The organism is Scytonema sp. NUACC21, from assembly GCF_054684315.1.
This window is the reverse complement of record NZ_BAAFZH010000103.1, coordinates 38,560-54,915: the sequence shown is the minus strand read 5'-3', so window position 1 is coordinate 54,915 and position 16,356 is coordinate 38,560. Positions and strand designations below refer to the sequence as shown.

At 42.2% G+C, this 16,356-nt stretch carries 11 protein-coding genes and 3 pseudogenes; 3 read left to right on the top strand and 11 right to left on the bottom strand.

What is annotated here, in order from left to right; all coding sequences use genetic code 11:
• Positions 1-5: 5 nt before the first annotated feature.
• A complete protein-coding gene (locus ACYRY3_RS34660) occupies positions 6-644 on the top strand; it encodes a response regulator (RefSeq protein WP_460206209.1) in 639 nt (212 codons plus the stop codon).
• A 58-nt stretch (positions 645-702) separates the two neighbouring features.
• On the opposite strand, the gene ACYRY3_RS34655 is transcribed toward ACYRY3_RS34660, so the two are convergent.
• The 4 genes and pseudogenes from ACYRY3_RS34655 to ACYRY3_RS34640 form a co-directional block, all read right to left on the bottom strand.
• On the bottom strand, positions 703-843 hold the full coding sequence (locus ACYRY3_RS34655) for a hypothetical protein (RefSeq protein ID WP_460206208.1): 141 nt from the start codon (positions 841-843) through the stop codon (positions 703-705).
• Positions 844-903: 60 nt separating this feature from the next.
• Positions 904-1,446: a DsbA family protein gene (locus ACYRY3_RS34650; RefSeq protein ID WP_460206207.1), complete on the bottom strand. Its 543-nt coding sequence runs from the start codon at positions 1,444-1,446 to the stop codon at positions 904-906.
• Positions 1,447-1,990: 544 nt separating this feature from the next.
• A pseudogene (locus ACYRY3_RS34645) lies at positions 1,991-2,173 on the bottom strand (histidine phosphatase family protein); the annotation flags it as partial.
• A 3-nt stretch (positions 2,174-2,176) separates the two neighbouring features.
• Entirely contained in the window at positions 2,177-2,329 is a 153-nt protein-coding gene (locus ACYRY3_RS34640; protein ID WP_460206206.1) for a hypothetical protein, read from the bottom strand.
• A gap of 484 nt (positions 2,330-2,813) precedes the next feature.
• Between ACYRY3_RS34640 and ACYRY3_RS34635 the strand changes: the two genes are divergently transcribed.
• Complete coding sequence (locus ACYRY3_RS34635) at positions 2,814-3,551, top strand: effector-associated domain EAD1-containing protein (protein WP_460206205.1); 738 nt, start codon at positions 2,814-2,816, stop codon at positions 3,549-3,551.
• Between the two features lie 372 nt (positions 3,552-3,923).
• Positions 3,924-4,019 (top strand): annotated as a pseudogene (locus ACYRY3_RS34630) (HNH endonuclease); the annotation flags it as partial.
• Between the two features lie 17 nt (positions 4,020-4,036).
• Here the strand turns inward: ACYRY3_RS34630 and ACYRY3_RS34625 are convergent.
• The 7 genes and pseudogenes from ACYRY3_RS34625 to ACYRY3_RS34595 form a co-directional block, all read right to left on the bottom strand.
• Entirely contained in the window at positions 4,037-4,243 is a 207-nt protein-coding gene (locus ACYRY3_RS34625; protein WP_460206204.1) for a plasmid partition protein ParG, read from the bottom strand.
• A 230-nt stretch (positions 4,244-4,473) separates the two neighbouring features.
• A pseudogene (locus tag ACYRY3_RS34620) lies at positions 4,474-4,665 on the bottom strand (IS701 family transposase); the annotation flags it as partial.
• Positions 4,666-4,715: 50 nt separating this feature from the next.
• On the bottom strand, positions 4,716-4,955 hold the full coding sequence (locus tag ACYRY3_RS34615; RefSeq protein ID WP_460206203.1) for a hypothetical protein: 240 nt from the start codon (positions 4,953-4,955) through the stop codon (positions 4,716-4,718).
• A 45-nt stretch (positions 4,956-5,000) separates the two neighbouring features.
• A complete protein-coding gene (locus ACYRY3_RS34610) occupies positions 5,001-9,407 on the bottom strand; it encodes a DUF4347 domain-containing protein (RefSeq protein WP_460206202.1) in 4,407 nt (1,468 codons plus the stop codon).
• Between the two features lie 597 nt (positions 9,408-10,004).
• Positions 10,005-13,499, bottom strand: coding sequence for a DUF4347 domain-containing protein (locus ACYRY3_RS34605; protein ID WP_460206201.1), 3,495 nt, complete (start codon positions 13,497-13,499; stop codon positions 10,005-10,007).
• Between the two features lie 533 nt (positions 13,500-14,032).
• Positions 14,033-14,221: a helix-turn-helix domain-containing protein gene (locus ACYRY3_RS34600; RefSeq protein ID WP_460206200.1), complete on the bottom strand. Its 189-nt coding sequence runs from the start codon at positions 14,219-14,221 to the stop codon at positions 14,033-14,035.
• 241 nt (positions 14,222-14,462) lie between these two features.
• Positions 14,463-15,653, bottom strand: a complete 1,191-nt coding sequence (locus ACYRY3_RS34595; protein ID WP_460206198.1) for a TPM domain-containing protein — start codon at positions 15,651-15,653, stop codon at positions 14,463-14,465.
• Between the last annotated feature and the right edge of the window lie 703 nt (positions 15,654-16,356).

The following is a 16,356-nucleotide window of genomic DNA, read 5'->3' as shown; positions in this document are numbered from 1 at the left end:
AATAGATGAGCCAGAAAAACCCCATTCGCATCTTAATTGCAGATGACCACCCAGTCGTTAGAGCAGGTTTAGCTGCCATCTTGGAAATCGATCCCGAAGCAAATATAACTGTGGTGGGTCAAGCAAATAATGGCAGGGAGGTAGTTGAAATGTTTGCTCAACTCCAACCTGATATGGCGTTAATTGACTTGCGAATGCCAGAAATGGATGGTGTGGAAGCTATTAAGGCGATTCGGGAACAATTTCCTCACGCCCGTTTGATAATCCTGACAACTTATGACAGTGATGAAGATATTTATCGGGGTCTGCAAGCAGGTGCTAAAGGTTATTTGCTTAAGGATGTGCCTCGTGAAGAATTGCTAAATTGCATCAGAACCGTATACTTGGGGCGATCGTTTATTCCTCTAGAGGTAGGAGCTAAACTTGCAGAGCGCATGAACAGCCCGGAACTAAGTAAGCGAGAACGTGAGGTTCTCGAACTTATGGCAACAGGTAAGAGTAATCTGGAGATTGCGGCTGCTTTACATATTTCTGAGGGTACGATTAAGACGCATATTAACAATATTCTCAATAAATTGAATGTTAGCGATCGCACTCAAGCAGTGATAACAGCGCTCAAACGGGGTATGGTGAGTTTACCGTGATTTTACTCAGAGCGTTGCGATTGGAGCTAGATGTCACTTAATGTCCAATTTTGTTTGGTTAATTGTGTACTAGGAGTAAATACACCACAGAATGCATACTTTGAGGCATATTTGTTACATCTTTGGTGCTTTGAAACTTGTTCCAACCAGTAGCAGAAAGAATAACACCACGCTTGCGAGATGATTTTTGCAATGACATAGATTTATCTCACTTAATTTGTAAAAAAGTACAGGAAGTAGCCAGTAATAGAACAATCCCTTAAAAAGAAGTGCTTGAGATGGTAGCTAGCAGCCTTTCGAGAACCCAACTATCCTTGTAACGAATACCGTTGATAAAAAGAGTCGGAGCACTCGTGACTCCAGTATACCGACCGCTTTCAATATCTTCTTTGACTTGCTTGGCATATACGTGTGACGATAAATCTCTCAAAAAGAGACTGACATCAAGCCCCAATAAATAAGCGTATTCTACTAAATAACCATTCCCCAATGTTTGCTGATGCTCAAACAAAGCGTCGTGCATCTCCCAAAACTTACCTTGTGCCGCCGCCGCTTCCGCCGCTTCCGCCGCCCTTTGTGCATTCATATGTATTTGCGTTTGCGGAAAGTGACGGAAGACAAAGCAAAGTTGATTTCCCAACTGTTGCTGAGCCGCTTTAATCATTCTATAAGCCTTACCACATTTAGGGGATTGATAATCACCGTACTCTACCAATTGTATTGGTGCATCTGTAGGACCTTGAGCGTAATCGCGATCGTTAAGAGGTACCAACAGACAATCGTTGTTGCTGAGTTGACTCATCACTGATTTTAAAAAAGTTCCTCCTTCAACTAATAATTACTGGTTGCTGACTTATAGCAATTTTCAGATTAATAGACCAAGAGCATAATATGGTTCATTTACTTGATAACTGCTGTAATTTAAAGTTATGAGTTTAGCCCCTCGTTGTCACTCCTCTATTGTTTGAACTTTGACTCCACCAATTAGTCCAGTCATTATCTATCCGCAAGATAGTGAAATTTCTCTAACTTTTGGTTGAGTGACCATTAATACACAAAAAGTAAACGCAATAATACATTTTTGAGAGATGGCTTTTGATAGATCGCAAAGGATGTACTCTAGAGTCACTACCTTTCTTCCTAGTGGTCAATAACCCCGCCCTGAAGAGGGACGGGGTTTGTAAGAGGCAAGTCTGACGTGTTTGACTAGCCCATTGAGACACAGGCTGATACAAACCTCCGAATGCTTCTCCAGTTCGGAAAACCTTTAAGCCCTCTTGTTTGGGGCGTTGCGTTAGGGCAAGACATTTTGTCTGTGTTGGGCGAGGAGCCACCTAATAAGCCTATTATGTTCCCGGACGAGAGCGAATACGATCGGGTATATGATGGCGATCGCCTAATATTTCTAACTTTGGACCGTGAACGTCAAATTTAACCATACTGACTGACGCGACTAAAATATTCACCCGATAGCGATAACGCCCCAAATCAATGCCCAATAAACTGCAAAGCATAATCCGAATCGTGGCCTATTATTCCAGATAAGTGGTATCAATTCCAGTCATTAAAACTTGACAATTCCTGTGCAACTTGCACAGATGGGGAGAACGAGTGTCACCGAGGGCAAGGCGAGGTGCTGTGGTGTCAAAAGTTACCTGAGAGTACTCAATCCACGCTTTATTCATCCACCATCTCTTTTTCCATCCAATCGCGTCGCCAAACTTTATACTGTCGTTGACTTATTTTAATCGCGATAAGCAAAGCTTATCGGAGTACAGCCTTATCGCAACACATACAGCACAACTAGCTTCTTCAAAGGACGGCTGTTGAAGTGCGATTGGTAACGGATCCAAAGGAGATTCAGATACGCTTCGTAGAGGTAAAATCATACTTTGTCATGTAAGTCAAGAGTGTATGTAGGCAGCAAAATTCTTTATAAGAATAAATACTAAGTAAGAAGGCGATCGGGTGCGTACTCAACATAAATGTATCTCTAACAGAAATATAGCACGGCAATTATCAAGTTCCATCGCTGGAATCCATCGTATTTATCCGGAATAATAATTTACACATTTGTATATTGTATAAGTACTACTATCTATATTGTCATCTCTATCATAAGGTGGCTAGGTACACCAGCTTTTCTATTTAAGTAAGTTGTCTTAAAATATGAAATTATCTGGTCAGCAACGTAGAAAACTACTATCTGCTTTAATCAGCGCTTTTCCCAACAGGTCATCACTGGAACAATTGTTAGATTTCGAGCTAGATAAAAAACTAAATAAAATCACTCAAGATAATAATTTACAAACCATTGTCTACCAATTGATAGAAACGGCACAAGCTCAGGGATGGCTTCTTGAACTAGTTCGCGCTGCACGTAAAGAAAATCCTGAAAACTCTGAGTTGACAGCGATCGCTCTTGAATTGTCAAATATTCAAAAAGCGAAAAATTTATTAACTCGTACTATAGGTGTTGTGCTTGTCGTTCTTATTACTACTGGTACTATGCCTTTGTGGGTTCCTATATTAGTTTCTCAAATCAACTTTGTTCCATCGCAAAAAACTCCAGCGCCATCACCAATAGAATTCATTGAAACTTACTATGATGCTGTTGATAAAAACCAGTTCGATCGTGCCTGGGAAATGCTTACACCTCAATTTCAAAAACAAGTTCCAAAATCTGGTTATTTAGAATTTAAGCAGTGGTGGAGTAGTGTAGATAAAGTAGACGTTCAAAGTGTTTCACTAGTCAGTCAAACGGATAATATGGCTATTGTAACAATTCAAATAGCTTATGTAATTCGTAACCGTTATATCAAGGAAAAATTGCAACAATTTACCCTAATTTGGAATAGTAGTATAAAAAATTGGCAGATTCATGAGAGAGTCTTCTTAACCAATTAACACGTACAGCAGTTAGCTTTCTTTAATGGCAAGGGCGAGTAACAGAACACAGGGGATAGAAACCCAGATGCAACAGATGCAAGCTAACATTAACCAAATACTAGAATATATATTTCGTCAGTCACAGAATGGTAGTAATACCGTTTCACGTTAATTATGATAAACACAAATTTTGTCCAGACGCGCCATGGCTCGTCTCTACAGTAACGATTTGTATCATCCTTTTCGTGAAATGGTATAACTAGTGCTAAGAGCGATCGCTCCTAGAGGACTGTCAACCAAACAAAAACCCCCAGTGGTAAGACTAGGGGAGTAAAAGACTTGTCTAGCGTTGACTTATTTTAATCGCGACAGCAACACGTTCTTTGCAGATCTCACATCAAACCCTTCTCACAGTTTTATGACGAGCGCATCGATAACGGTCTGTTTCTGTGTAAAAACCATCACTGGGCATTTGACCGTGGTTGGTTTGCGATTAATGATGACTACACTTTGCTCATTTCAGATAATCTACGAGAAGAGTCACCCAATGCTAGACCGATGAGGGAGTTTGCAGGCGATACGGCTTTAGCCGTTAGCTTTTCCAACCACTGTTGAATCAATTCAGTAATCACTTGACTCATCTTCAGCCCACGAATGGCGCAAGCAGCGTGGAATCTCTTTTTGAGGTCGTCTGCAATACTAATGTGCATAGCTTTTACAGAGATAGCGATATAGAAATAGTACTTACCCAAATCTACAAATGTACAAACCATTATTCCAGATAACTGTTATCAATTACAGTCATTAAATCTTGACAATTCCCGTGCAACTTGCATGAATGAGAACAAGTGTCACTGAGGACTGCTGTAGTGGATAACTTCAGGACTTACGCAACTGGCACAAGCAATCGCCTAAGGCACTCTTGCCAAGTCCCCAAAAACTAAACGATAAACATAGGAACATCTGGGCGTTTTAGCTGTTGAATTAAATAATTTGACAACAATCCATGCTTAATTTGATAGATTGTTTGACCAGTTGTATAAGCCAAATCTTTAAGCCTAACCCAGACTAAAATAGCGCAGGCAATATGATTTCTTTGAATACGACCCTTACGGCATTGACAAGGCTCTTTGCTTTTTCCAACAACTTCCTTAACAATTCCGGTCAAATCGCTTTCCATGCTCAACTTGCAGATGGTAGAAGAATCATTGCCCGTGCTGAACCAGTGTTAGAGCCACCAACTGCTATTCCCGAACCAACTTCTGTATTAGCTCTCATGACATTTGGTACCCTTGGTATGAGTTTAGCTATTAAGAAAAAGTAAACATAGTTTGCGGGCTTCCAGAAAGCCACTGGTATAGAACGGGCGAGGACGCCCGAACCACAAGATGGATAGTTTATTTCTTGGACATCCCTTACCAAACTTTAAAAACCCGGTTTTTGGGAAAAACCGGGATACTCAGAGAGTTAAACAATACTTAAGTTGACTCTGACAATCATATCGTTATAATCATTATCACCGCCATTCGGTAAATCCTCAAAGCCAAAAGTGTTATTCCCTAACAAGCGAATACGATCGACCCTATCTGGATTAGCTCCTAAAAAGGAAAAATATGTTGCAGGGTCGTTATTGGGATTGCCATCTGTAATAGCTTCCGGCGTGCCATTAACTATGATAAATGGTGCAAAGAGCGAACCAGGGCTAAAAGTACCAAAGGATGTCACAGTACTTTGGTTGCTGACTCTCAAGTCAATTTCTGCAACACGTCTTTGTACCGCAGTTTGAGCATAGTTAGCATCGCCGGGACGCAAATCCACCGTTCCGTCGCCATTTATATCAATCCCACCATTGACATCAGCGACTTGATAGAAGCTAACGAAATTGTTGAACACAGCTTCTCGGTTTAAGACAAACTCTGCCCTAACCTGGGTTGACACATTACGCAAATCAATCAATTCTCCAAAAGGATTTCCCTGAAGTCCAGCACCTATAGGTAACGGTTGGCTGCTTGCTCTAACCCTTACCTGCAAATCCTGGAAATCTGAAGTACTGCTACTTGATGCATCTTCCCAAGCCAATGTAAATTCGCCATTACCCAAGTCTGTCACTCTTTGCGTTGAGGGGTCGGAAAAAATGACGTTGTTGATAGAGGTTGAACCCGCTTGCACGCTATCGATACTGCTGTTGTTGACCAAGAAGAATCGCAGACGTTGCCCTGAGTTAAATTCCAGTAGACGGTTCAAGTCAGTATTAAACCCATTAGGCGGATTGGATATGACGGAGAAGATAACGTTGGCTCTTGACAGCGCGACTTGAGCATAATTTTCTGCGCCTGGAGCAATACCATTAATTGTCCCTCGCTCATCGTCAACAACAAACACTCCCAGTTCATTTACCAAACTAGAACTGCGTCCAACAAGAGTGGTTTCAAGTTTTGGTCTGTTGGTATTAGAGCCGCCTTCCAACTGGAAAACATTATCGGACACTCGTCTTAGGATAGGACTATTGTTGCCACCAGTATTTGTACCTCCAGTGTTGGTACTACCAGTATTTGTACCTCCAGTATTGTCATCGTTAACGCTAATGGCGGCAACATCGGTCGCACTACTAAAGGCAGTAATGCCACCGTTGATAGTGGTATCCGCAGTACTTCCGTTGGTACCAGTGGTTTGATCCCATGCACGGAAGGTAAGAGCATTTGCGATCGCCCCACTAAAGTTAGCATTGGGCTGGAAATAAATGCGGGTGCTGGCATTAGCCGACAATAAACGGGCTGCTACGTTTGACACAACTCCCAAAGGTACCCAGTTATTACCATTATCGGTACTGTAGAACCAACTGCCGTTGCTAGCATCAACATTGGTAATGGCAATACCAGTGAGTGCATTTGGGTCTGGGTCAATGACGCTATTACCAAGGCTGACTAACGAAGAAACTAGCGTACCAACTGCTCCTACAGGTGTAAGAGCGCCTCTTCTAATGGCAGTTAGAGTGACATTTGTGTCTCTCAGGGTAGGAGCATTGTTAACTGTACCAACGGTAATTGCAGCAGTGTCAGTAGTACTGCTAAAAGCAGTAGCGCCACCGTTGAGAGTGGTGTCCCCATTGCCGCCGTTGATACCACTGCTTTGGTCCCAGGCACGGAAGGTGAGGGCATTGTTGATAATGCCATTGAAGTTGGCGTTGGGCTGGAAGTAAATGCGGGTGTTGGGGTCAGCCGCTAATAGGCGAGCATTAGTATCGGATACAAATCCTAAAGGCGACCAGTTGCTGCCTGCGTCGGTGCTGTAGAACCAAATGCCATTGGTATTATCAGTACTTGTGATGGCAATACCAGTGACGGTGCTGTCTGGGTCGGTGACGTTAACACCCAAACTGACTAGTGAAGTTACAAGAGTACCAACTGCTCCTATGGGTACACCTGCATCTCTTGCAATAGGAGTTAGGGTGACGTTGGTGTCTGTCAAAGTAGGAGCATCATTGGCCCCATCAATGGTAATTGCGATCGCGTCAACCGCACTGCTAAACGCAGAAGCGCCACCGTTGATAGTGGTGTCTGTAGTACTGCCATTGGTACCACTGGTTTGGTCCCAGGCACGGAAGGTGAGGGCATTGTTGATAGAGCCATTAAAGTTGGCATTGGGCTGGAAGTAAATACGAGTGCTTCCATCTGCTGCTAACAGGCGAGCGTTGGTGTTGGATACAAGCCCTAAAGGTGACCAGGTACTGCCATCGTCGGTACTGTAGAACCAACTGCCGTTGATAGTATCAACACTAGTGATGGCAATACCTGTGAGGGGGTTTTGGTCTAAGTCGGTGACATTAACACCAAGACTTACCAAAGAAGAAACAAGAGTACCAACTGGTCCTGTAGGTGTGTTTGCATCTTCAACAATATTTAGGGTGATGTTGGTGTCGCTAAGGATAGGAGCATCATTGACGGCATTAACGGTAATCGTGGCAGTGTTAATTTCAGTGCTAAAGGCAGTAACATTCTCGTTGGGAGTGGTGTCTGCAGTGCTACCGTTGGTACCAAAAGTTTGATCCCAGGCACGAAAAATGAGGGCATTGTTGATGGAGCCATTAAAATTGGCGTTGGGCTGGAAGTAAATGCGGGTGCTTGCATTAGCTGCTAGCAGGCGGGCGTTGGTGTCGGATCGCAATCCCAGAGGTATCCAGCTGTTGCCGTTATTCGTGGTGTAGAACCAAATGCCATTAGTATTATCAGCACTTGTGATGGCAATACCGGTCACTGCATTATTATCTGGATCGATAACGTTATCACCAAGGCGGGCTAAGGAGGAAACGGCGATACCAACTGCCCCTATGGGCGCACCTATATTTTCGTTAATTGCAGGTAGGGTAATGTCGGCGTTTCTCAGGGTAGGAGGATCGTTGACAGGAGTAATGGTAATCGAGAGAGTGCCTGTCGCAGTGCTAAAGGCAGTAGAACCACCGGTGATGGTGGCGTTTGCAGTGCCCCCATTAGTACCAAAAGTTTGATCCCATGCACGGAAGGTGAGGGCATTGTTGATGGAAGCATTGAAGTTGGCATTGGGCTGGAAGTAAATGCGGGTACTTCCATCAGCAGCCAATAGACGAACGTTGGCATTGGACACCGATTCTAAGGGTGCCCAATCGTTGCCATCGTTGGTGCTATAGAACCAAGTGCCATTAGTAGTATTAGCGTTTGTGATGGCAATACCCGTAACTACCTGGTTGTCTGAGCCAGTCAGGTTGTTGTCTGGGTCAGTAACATTACTCTGCAAACTGACCAAGGAAGAAATTAGAGTACCAACTTGCCCTATGGGTGCAACTGCATCTTCAAGCACTAGCGGATCGTTAATCAGTGGCAAGCTGATATTGGTGCTACTGAGGATGGGAGCATCATTGACAGCAGTCACAGTAACTGTGGCAGTCTCAGTCTCAACGCTAAAGGCACTAGTCCCACCATTGTTACTGGCGTCCGCAATCCCACCGTTAGTCCCACTGGTTTGATCCCAAGCACGGAAGGTGAGGGCATCGGTGATGGAGCCATTAAAGTTAGCGCTGGGCTGGAAGTAAATGCGGGTGATTGCATCAGCCGCCAAGAGAAGAGCAGCGTTGTTGGATACAGACCCTAAAGGTAACCAATTACTGCCATTGTTGATGCTGTAGAACCAATTGCCGTTGGTCGGGGTAGTACTTATGACGGCAATACCAGTGAGTGCATCCCTATCTAAGTCAGTAACGTTATTATCAAAGCTAACTAGAGATAAAATTGGAGTACCAACAGTCCCTACGGGTGCAACCGCATCTTCAACTACATTTAGAGTGATTTCCCGTTCGTTATTTAGGGTAGGAGCATTCAGTACAGATGGATAGACGGCTGCAACCTCAGTAGAGAAAGCCAGTCCTTGGGTTGAAATGTTGCCAATTTTCGCTTCCAGAGTCCAATCACCCCCCAGAAGAGCATGACCGGTGAGATTGGTGGACGCGGCAATATTTGCGCCTGTTAGTTGATGTAGCTTGGCGATAAATTCTGTCCCCGCATCACCTGCAGCAACATGACAACCGTAGAGGAAGAGGGAAGGAGATGGCGAAAAGGGAACTTCGGGAGATGGAGAGAACCAATTCTTTAGTTGCTCTGCGTAAAGTTCTAGGGTACGGAGGCTGAGTTCGCTATTGCCCAGGTAAAGGGTTCCTGAAGATCCGTGGGAAACAATGTGAACACTTTTGACTTCATGATGGTGAGACAGTACTTGGGTAATTTGTGCGACCCCATCTCGCTCGGGGTCAAGAACAATCGCTTCAATGCCTGCTACAAGATGTTTCAATAAAATTTTGTAGTGGCTTACAGATGGATCAACGAAAAGAATGCCTGTAATCATCATTACTGCTTTACAAAACAACATTACGTTTTACATCTGAAATTTCTTAAAAATACAGGCTACACTACAGCAGCACTCACCTTTTACCCTGCCCTTACTGGGGTTAGATAAATAAGGTAGCCGTTGGATTTAGGTTGTGAGTATGCTGTTAGTGTCATTACCTGTTGTTTTCATGAATTCAGTAGTTCTAGTTAGAAAAACATAAAAAATTGGTATAGACAGGATGTACATACTGACCTTTATTGAAAAAATACATTGCAATTTTTCGCTAATCTGGGTAAAAAATAATCAAAATATCTATTTACTATGGTTTTCAGTATTTAAACGAGAGTCAATTATCAGAATTTATGATAAGCCAAGGTAAAGTTAGTTTTGATACATTGCAAAAGCTCGTCGAATATGCATATGCGATTGATAATGAATTCCATGCCAGTTGTCACTCAGGTATTTCCAAGGAATAAATTATCCTGGGGTGTGGGGCGGGCGTCTGAGCAACCTAGTTCAACAAGGATGATACAAATTGATAATGTCCAGACACCTCAAACAGCGCGTCTGGACACTATCAAAATTTTTACATATCGTGATTCAAGTGAAATGATACTAAGCGATCTTCAAATTCACCTTAACAGTGATATCGTTAAAGTCGTTGTCACCACCACCTGGTAAATCTTCAAAGCCAAAGCAGTTACTTCCTAACAAACGAATGTGGTCAGCCTTATTCGGATTAGCGCCTAAGAATGGCAAGTAAACTGCAGGATCGTTATTCGCATCATCATCCAAAAGCATCTCTGCTTGGCCATCAGCAATAATCATTGGTGCAAAGAGAGAACCTGGTTGGAAAGTACCCGTGAGAGTCGCAGAACCTTGGTTTGCCACTGATAGGTCAATTCCAGTCACCCGTGCATTTATAGCAGCTTTGATGTAACCTTCATCACCAGGCATTAAATCTACTTTACCATCGCCATTAATATCAAGACCGCCTTTCTCATCAGCCATCTGGTAGAAGCAAACAAAGTTTTTGAATGCAGCTTCTCTGTTGACGACAAACTCTGCTTTCACCTGCGCTTTGACTTCACGTAAATCGATGATTTCTCCATTTGCCTTGCCTTGCAAACCCGTACCCAAAGGCATTTCTTCATTGGATGCCTTAATCTTAATCTTCAGTGATTTGAAGACAGAACTGCTGTCATCATCAAAATTACCATCATCATCAGAATTCCCATCATCAGAGTTGTCGTCATCATCAGAACTGCTGCTAAAACTTGCATCCTCGTCCCAATCTATGGAGAACTCTCCATTGCCTAAATCTGTTGTCTTTTGCGTTGTGGCATCCCCAAAGAGGACACTTTGACTCGACAATTGACCAGACATGATACTATCAACTGTACCTCCTTTAACCATAAAGAATTTTAGGCGTACACCAGAGTCAAATTCCAACAGACGAGTGATGTCAGGACTAAAGCCTTTAGGAGCATTGGCAATGGATGAGAACATAACCTGGGCTCTTAACATTGCGGCTTGAACGTAACCTTCTGCACCAGGAGCAATACCGTCAATTGTTCCTTTATCGTCGTCAACTACACAAACTCCCAATTCATGTACCAGTTTAGATTTGTGTCCATCCAGTTTAATATGAAGTTTGAGTTTGCCACCGTCAGAACTATTTCCTAACAAGAAAAGATTGTTAGGTACTATTTTCAAACTGAGTTTGACATCGACAGAGCCACCTTTGCCGTCGCTACTGCTAGCGTCTTTGACGGTAATTGCCGCAGTGTCAGTCGTGCTACTCAAAGCAGTCATACTGCTACTGGTTGCGATTTCAATATTGCCACCGTTACTGCCACTGGTTTGGTCCCAAGCATGGAAGGTAAAGGCGTCGCTGATGGTTCCGCTAAACTCGGCACCGGGTTGGAAATAGAGACGGGTGCTGGTATCAGCAGCTAACAACAGGGCGCTGGATTCGGATACAGAACTTACAGATGTCCACTTGCTGCCGTTATCAATGCTGTAGAACCAGCTGCCTTTGCTCGTATCGACCTTTGTGATAGCAATACCTGTCAGCGCGTCGGTGTCCGCATCTTTAACGTTGGTTCCTATGCTGATTAGGGAAGAAATTAACGTACCAACTGCTCCTGTAGGCGCACCAGCACCTTTGCTTACAGCAGTTAGAATCACGTCGGTATCGCTAAGAGTTGGAGAATCGTTAACTGCTTTTACGTCAAGTGTTGCCGTGTATTCTGAAGCACTATATTCGTACTCATCCTTGACTTTAAATTTGAAGCTAGCGTAATTCATGCCACTGATATCAGCAACAGATTTAAATTTCAACTTGCTAATATTGGTTACTGCAATCTTTTGGTCAAGGGTAATTGCTTCTCCATCATCTTGGATATCGTTGTCGTTTGCATCCTGAAAGAACTGGCCTACCAGTGGTAATTGAGTAATCTGTATCTCTTTCAAACTAGTGCCATTATCACCATCATCATCCCCACTCTCACTATCATCGTCACCATCATCATCATCACCATTATCCCCACTCTCACTATTATCGTCATCGTCATCATCATCATCATCATCATCATCATCGTCATCATCATCATCGTCATCATCATCACCATCATCGCTATCACTAAAGCCAAAGTCTTCTAAGGCAAACGAGTAGGTAATGTCTTCATCAATGGTAATTGTTGTGTCGATCGCAGTAGGAGGAGCATTATTGACCAGGATTTGCAGCCCTGCAGAAGCTCCGGCAATATAAACGTAGTTGTCTAAAACAGCCACACCTCTAGCCATTCCATCAGTTTTGTAAGTAGTTACGGATTTGGGGCTAGCAGGATCGCTAATATCAAGAACTTGTACACCCATCGAACCATCAGCGATGTAGGCATAGTTCTCCTTAATAGTCACGTCGAAGACATTGTAAGAAGTATCGAAAGTACCTTTAAGAGTTGGCTTAGCAGGATCGCTGACATCCACAACTTGCATACCTGAGTAGCCACCAGCAATATAGGCATAATTACCCTCCACCTTGACTTTAAAGGCAGTGCTGGAAGTATCGTAACTACCTTTAAGGATGGGATTAGTAGGATCGCTGATGTCAATAACTTGCAGAGTTGATATATAGCTTGACTCGGAAAGAACGTAGGCGTAATTACCTTTTACAGTTAAATTCCTAATAGAACCAGAGGCATATTTGTAATTACCTTTAGCAGTAGGGTTAGCAGGGTTAGTAATGTCGAGGATTTGCAAACCCGATACACCACTAGCAACATAAGCATAGTTCCCTACAACGGTTACGTCTTCAGCAATGCAAGAAGTAGAGTAACTACCCTTGAGACTGGGGCTAGCGAGATTCGTGATATCAACTATTTCTAAACCTGAAGTGAAGCTTGCAATATATGCGTATTTATCTACAATTGCTACACCTTTAACTTCGCTAGAACTCTTATAATTACTTATAGAAATAGGCTTTTTAGGGTCAGTGATATCAGTAATTTGCAGACCTAAATCACTATCAACAGAATAGGCAATGCTTCCTTGCACTGTAATTCCGTAACTTTTACCAGTCACATTGCCTTGAGGAAACAAACTGAGTATGCTGGGATATTCTTCTGTGGCTTCTGCTGTGAATGCCAATGAAGAATTTACAACATGACCGGTATTGACTTCCAAATTCCAATCGCCTCCTAAAGCAGCATTTCCAGTGGGATGGGCAGAGGAGGCAATATTTGCTTTGGTTAATTGGTGTAGCTTTGTGATGAATTCTTCTCCTGCATCACCTGCAGTAACATTACAACCATAAAGAAGAAGGGTAGCGGGATGGGAAGACGGAGAAAACCAATTCTGTAGTTGTTGAGAGTAACCTTTTAAATTACGAAGACTCAGTTCACTGTTACCTAAATAAAGGGTTCCAGGAGATCCGTGAGAGACAATATGGACGCTTTCTACGCCAGTATGCTGGGACAATACCTGGGAAATCTGTTCCACTCCATCGCGATTGGGGTCAAGAACAATAGCCTTAATGTCGGGTAATATTCCTTTCAACAAAATTTCGTAGTTATCTACGGTGGTGTCAATAAAGAGAATGTTGGTCATTTTCATTTGTCCTGCAAACCACAATACTATGTTATGTATTTAGTCTTCCCATAAATGACAAAAATCTATCAGCTAGACCTACTTTTTTTAAATATTAAAATCGTAAACTTTTACAACGAAAAAAAGCAAATTTCCTCATATTATTGAACATATGTCCAATTTTCCTGAGAGCGATAGCTTCGCTCCTACCCGGAGGGCAGATCGCTTTTATAAAAAAATATTTTTCTTCTGAGAAATTTAATCTATTAAAAATCCCGTTTCCTTTATTGCAGTCATTAATCATTAATCATGAGTCTTTTGTCCTTTAAGTAAGACAAATGACGAATGACAAAAAATAAAGGACGGTCTTCACGCCTTTAACTTTATTTGTACCGAGTTACTTAATTGTTCAATTAACTTAGACGATCGCTGGTTGAATAAGTTCCCCACTTATATTTCGGCTTATAAGAAAGCACTCAGTAATGAGAAACCCATACTTTGAGTGCTTATCTATACTCTAAACAGCATTAATACGTAATTTAGCCCTGGAACGTTTAGAGCTTGTAAGTAGAGGTAGGGCGTTGCCTGACTTGATAATCTATCAATCCTCCCTCAGAAACTACAGTTCTTCCACCTCTTCTAAAAGCAGGGATTTGTCCTTTTTGCATAGCTGCATAGAAAGCGCTCTGACTCATGCCCAAGCGCCTTGCTGCCTCTGCGAGTGAAACACCAAGCTTCTGCATATTCTGTTGCCTTCCTTGCAATCCTAATTAGATTGCGATCTAATTAGATTGTAGCGAATTATAAAGAACTATTACAAAAATTAAGATTTTGACAGGCAGGCAGTATTTCAGTAGTTCACCATGTGTTGCATTCTGTTTTCAAATTGGTATTAGATAGAGAACGCACTCTGAGTAGGCGATTGCTTAACAAGTCGCAACAAGACCAAAGCTCTCATTCACTCAACTAATAATTTCCAAGCAATTACCAACTACCACCAGCACCACCGCCGTCACTACTACCTCCGCCAAAGCTATCACCACCACCGCCACCACTGCTATCGCTCCACGAACTGCTAGGAGATGGAGGCAAAGGAGGGATAATTTCTTCATTCTCGTGGTGATAAGAACAACTGTGGCACTCATCAATAATCAGCCGTTTTCCAGAACTATGTTCCGTAGCGTGTGCAATTATCTTCTCTCTACGGGTAACAGTCAGTTCTTTACAATGAGGGCATTGTCTAAATCGAGGTGAATGAGACTCACAGCCAACAATATGGAATTTCCTGTCAGTGAGTTTCTGGCTGCAAGTGGGACATTGCCACCCTTCAAATCTCACGCTACCTAAATCTCGAGCTGTTTTTTCTAGGTTACTCAAATATTGCGCGACTGTTGTCTTGTCTACTTTTTTCATGGGTTGTTTGCAATCAGCACAGAAAAAAACGTAAATGCCTTTACGTATGCGCGTGTTTCCAAATGGTTGAAGAAAAATTTTACGACGTCCCAGATAAACAAGCGTTCCTATCAGGAGTAACGTCATTCCACTTATAGCAAAGACTACCCAGCGCTCAGCACTATTTCCAATGGCTTCCGTATTTGGGGAAGTGTCTTGATTGGGAGTTATGACTTGGTTGGTAGAAAATGACCCCTTAGACTCCAGAATAACGACTAATGCTTTTGTTCCTGCCAAAGTCCCACCTTCAAAATCTCCTTTTTTAAATTTTGGGATAATTTGGGTATTGATAATGTCGCCCACTTTGGCATTAGGCACAATCGCTTCTACACCGTAACCCGTCTCTATTTCTACTCTGCGATCGTCAACTGAAATCAAGAACAATACACCATTATCTTGTCCTTTCTTACCAATCCCCCAATAATTAAACAGTTCCGTTGCAAATTGTTTTGGGGAATCCGCTGGGGCTGTTTTTGGTACGCTCACCACCGCTATTTCTGTACCATTTTTCGCCTCTAATTGAGAAATCATCTGATTGAGTTGAGTTTCTGTCTCATTGCTAAGGATGCCTGCCATATCTGTTACCCAACTACCATACTCCTTTCGGGGATTGGGAACTTCTTGCACTGTCAAAGCCCAGCTTGAAATAGGACAAAGAAATACGATCGCGGAAAATAAACTCGCCCAAAAAATGTGTTTTGATGTTCCTAAATTAATTTTCATAATTTTAGCTTCTGCCAGACAACTCCCAACTCTATTGCCTACTACTTTCAGTAAAGATAGTTGCACTACTAACTAGCTACAATATGACTCCTATTATTTTCGGAAAAATATGTCAGGGTACTTAGCAGGTAAATCCAGATATCTAAACATCCTTAAGTACTTAATTATTTAAATTATTTCTTATCTTTCTGAAAGCCAAATTATATATATAAGTTTTCTTTTATCATAGTTATGCACTTTAAGTAAATTTTTATTATAAAATCTCCTCGAACTCTCCGTATATTTCCTAAACATATGACGAATATTGTGCAGAGTATAAAGATTTATTTAAAGAAGTCAGAAATTATGAATGCTTCAAATATTTGCACTTGGGCTGGGCGGCTTCTTGCGCGATCGCCACTGTATAACAAAATTTTGATGAGTTTTTATTAAAATCATTTGAAATTGAAGATATGAATTTATGGCTAAGCTCGGCAAATTTAACTTGCATCTTTTCCATTTGTGCTTCCAGCCACTACCCCATCACACCAAATCAGCGAATTAAAGTATTGCGATGCTCTTATCTTTGTTTCAAGCCGATACATCTCATTTTCTGCACTACTTCACTTATCTTTACAAAAATTTTCATTTGGATTTCTTGCTCTACGATGGGCACACTAGGGATATTCGCCTTGTACTGGGTAAATATCCGCAGTTGGTAAAA

Excerpts from the sequence above, each read along its gene's own strand:
- ACYRY3_RS34660 (WP_460206209.1), top strand. The coding sequence starts at position 6 with ATGAGCCAGAAAAACCCCATTCGCATCTTAATTGCAGATGACCACCCA.
- ACYRY3_RS34655 (WP_460206208.1), bottom strand. The coding sequence starts at position 843 with ATGTCATTGCAAAAATCATCTCGCAAGCGTGGTGTTATTCTTTCTGCT.
- ACYRY3_RS34650 (WP_460206207.1), bottom strand. The coding sequence starts at position 1,446 with ATGAGTCAACTCAGCAACAACGATTGTCTGTTGGTACCTCTTAACGAT.
- ACYRY3_RS34640 (WP_460206206.1), bottom strand. The coding sequence starts at position 2,329 with ATGAATAAAGCGTGGATTGAGTACTCTCAGGTAACTTTTGACACCACA.
- ACYRY3_RS34635 (WP_460206205.1), top strand. The coding sequence starts at position 2,814 with ATGAAATTATCTGGTCAGCAACGTAGAAAACTACTATCTGCTTTAATC.
- ACYRY3_RS34625 (WP_460206204.1), bottom strand. The coding sequence starts at position 4,243 with ATGCACATTAGTATTGCAGACGACCTCAAAAAGAGATTCCACGCTGCT.
- ACYRY3_RS34610 (WP_460206202.1), bottom strand. The coding sequence starts at position 9,407 with ATGATGATTACAGGCATTCTTTTCGTTGATCCATCTGTAAGCCACTAC.
- ACYRY3_RS34605 (WP_460206201.1), bottom strand. The coding sequence starts at position 13,499 with ATGACCAACATTCTCTTTATTGACACCACCGTAGATAACTACGAAATT.
- ACYRY3_RS34600 (WP_460206200.1), bottom strand. The coding sequence starts at position 14,221 with ATGCAGAAGCTTGGTGTTTCACTCGCAGAGGCAGCAAGGCGCTTGGGC.
- ACYRY3_RS34595 (WP_460206198.1), bottom strand. The coding sequence starts at position 15,653 with ATGAAAATTAATTTAGGAACATCAAAACACATTTTTTGGGCGAGTTTA.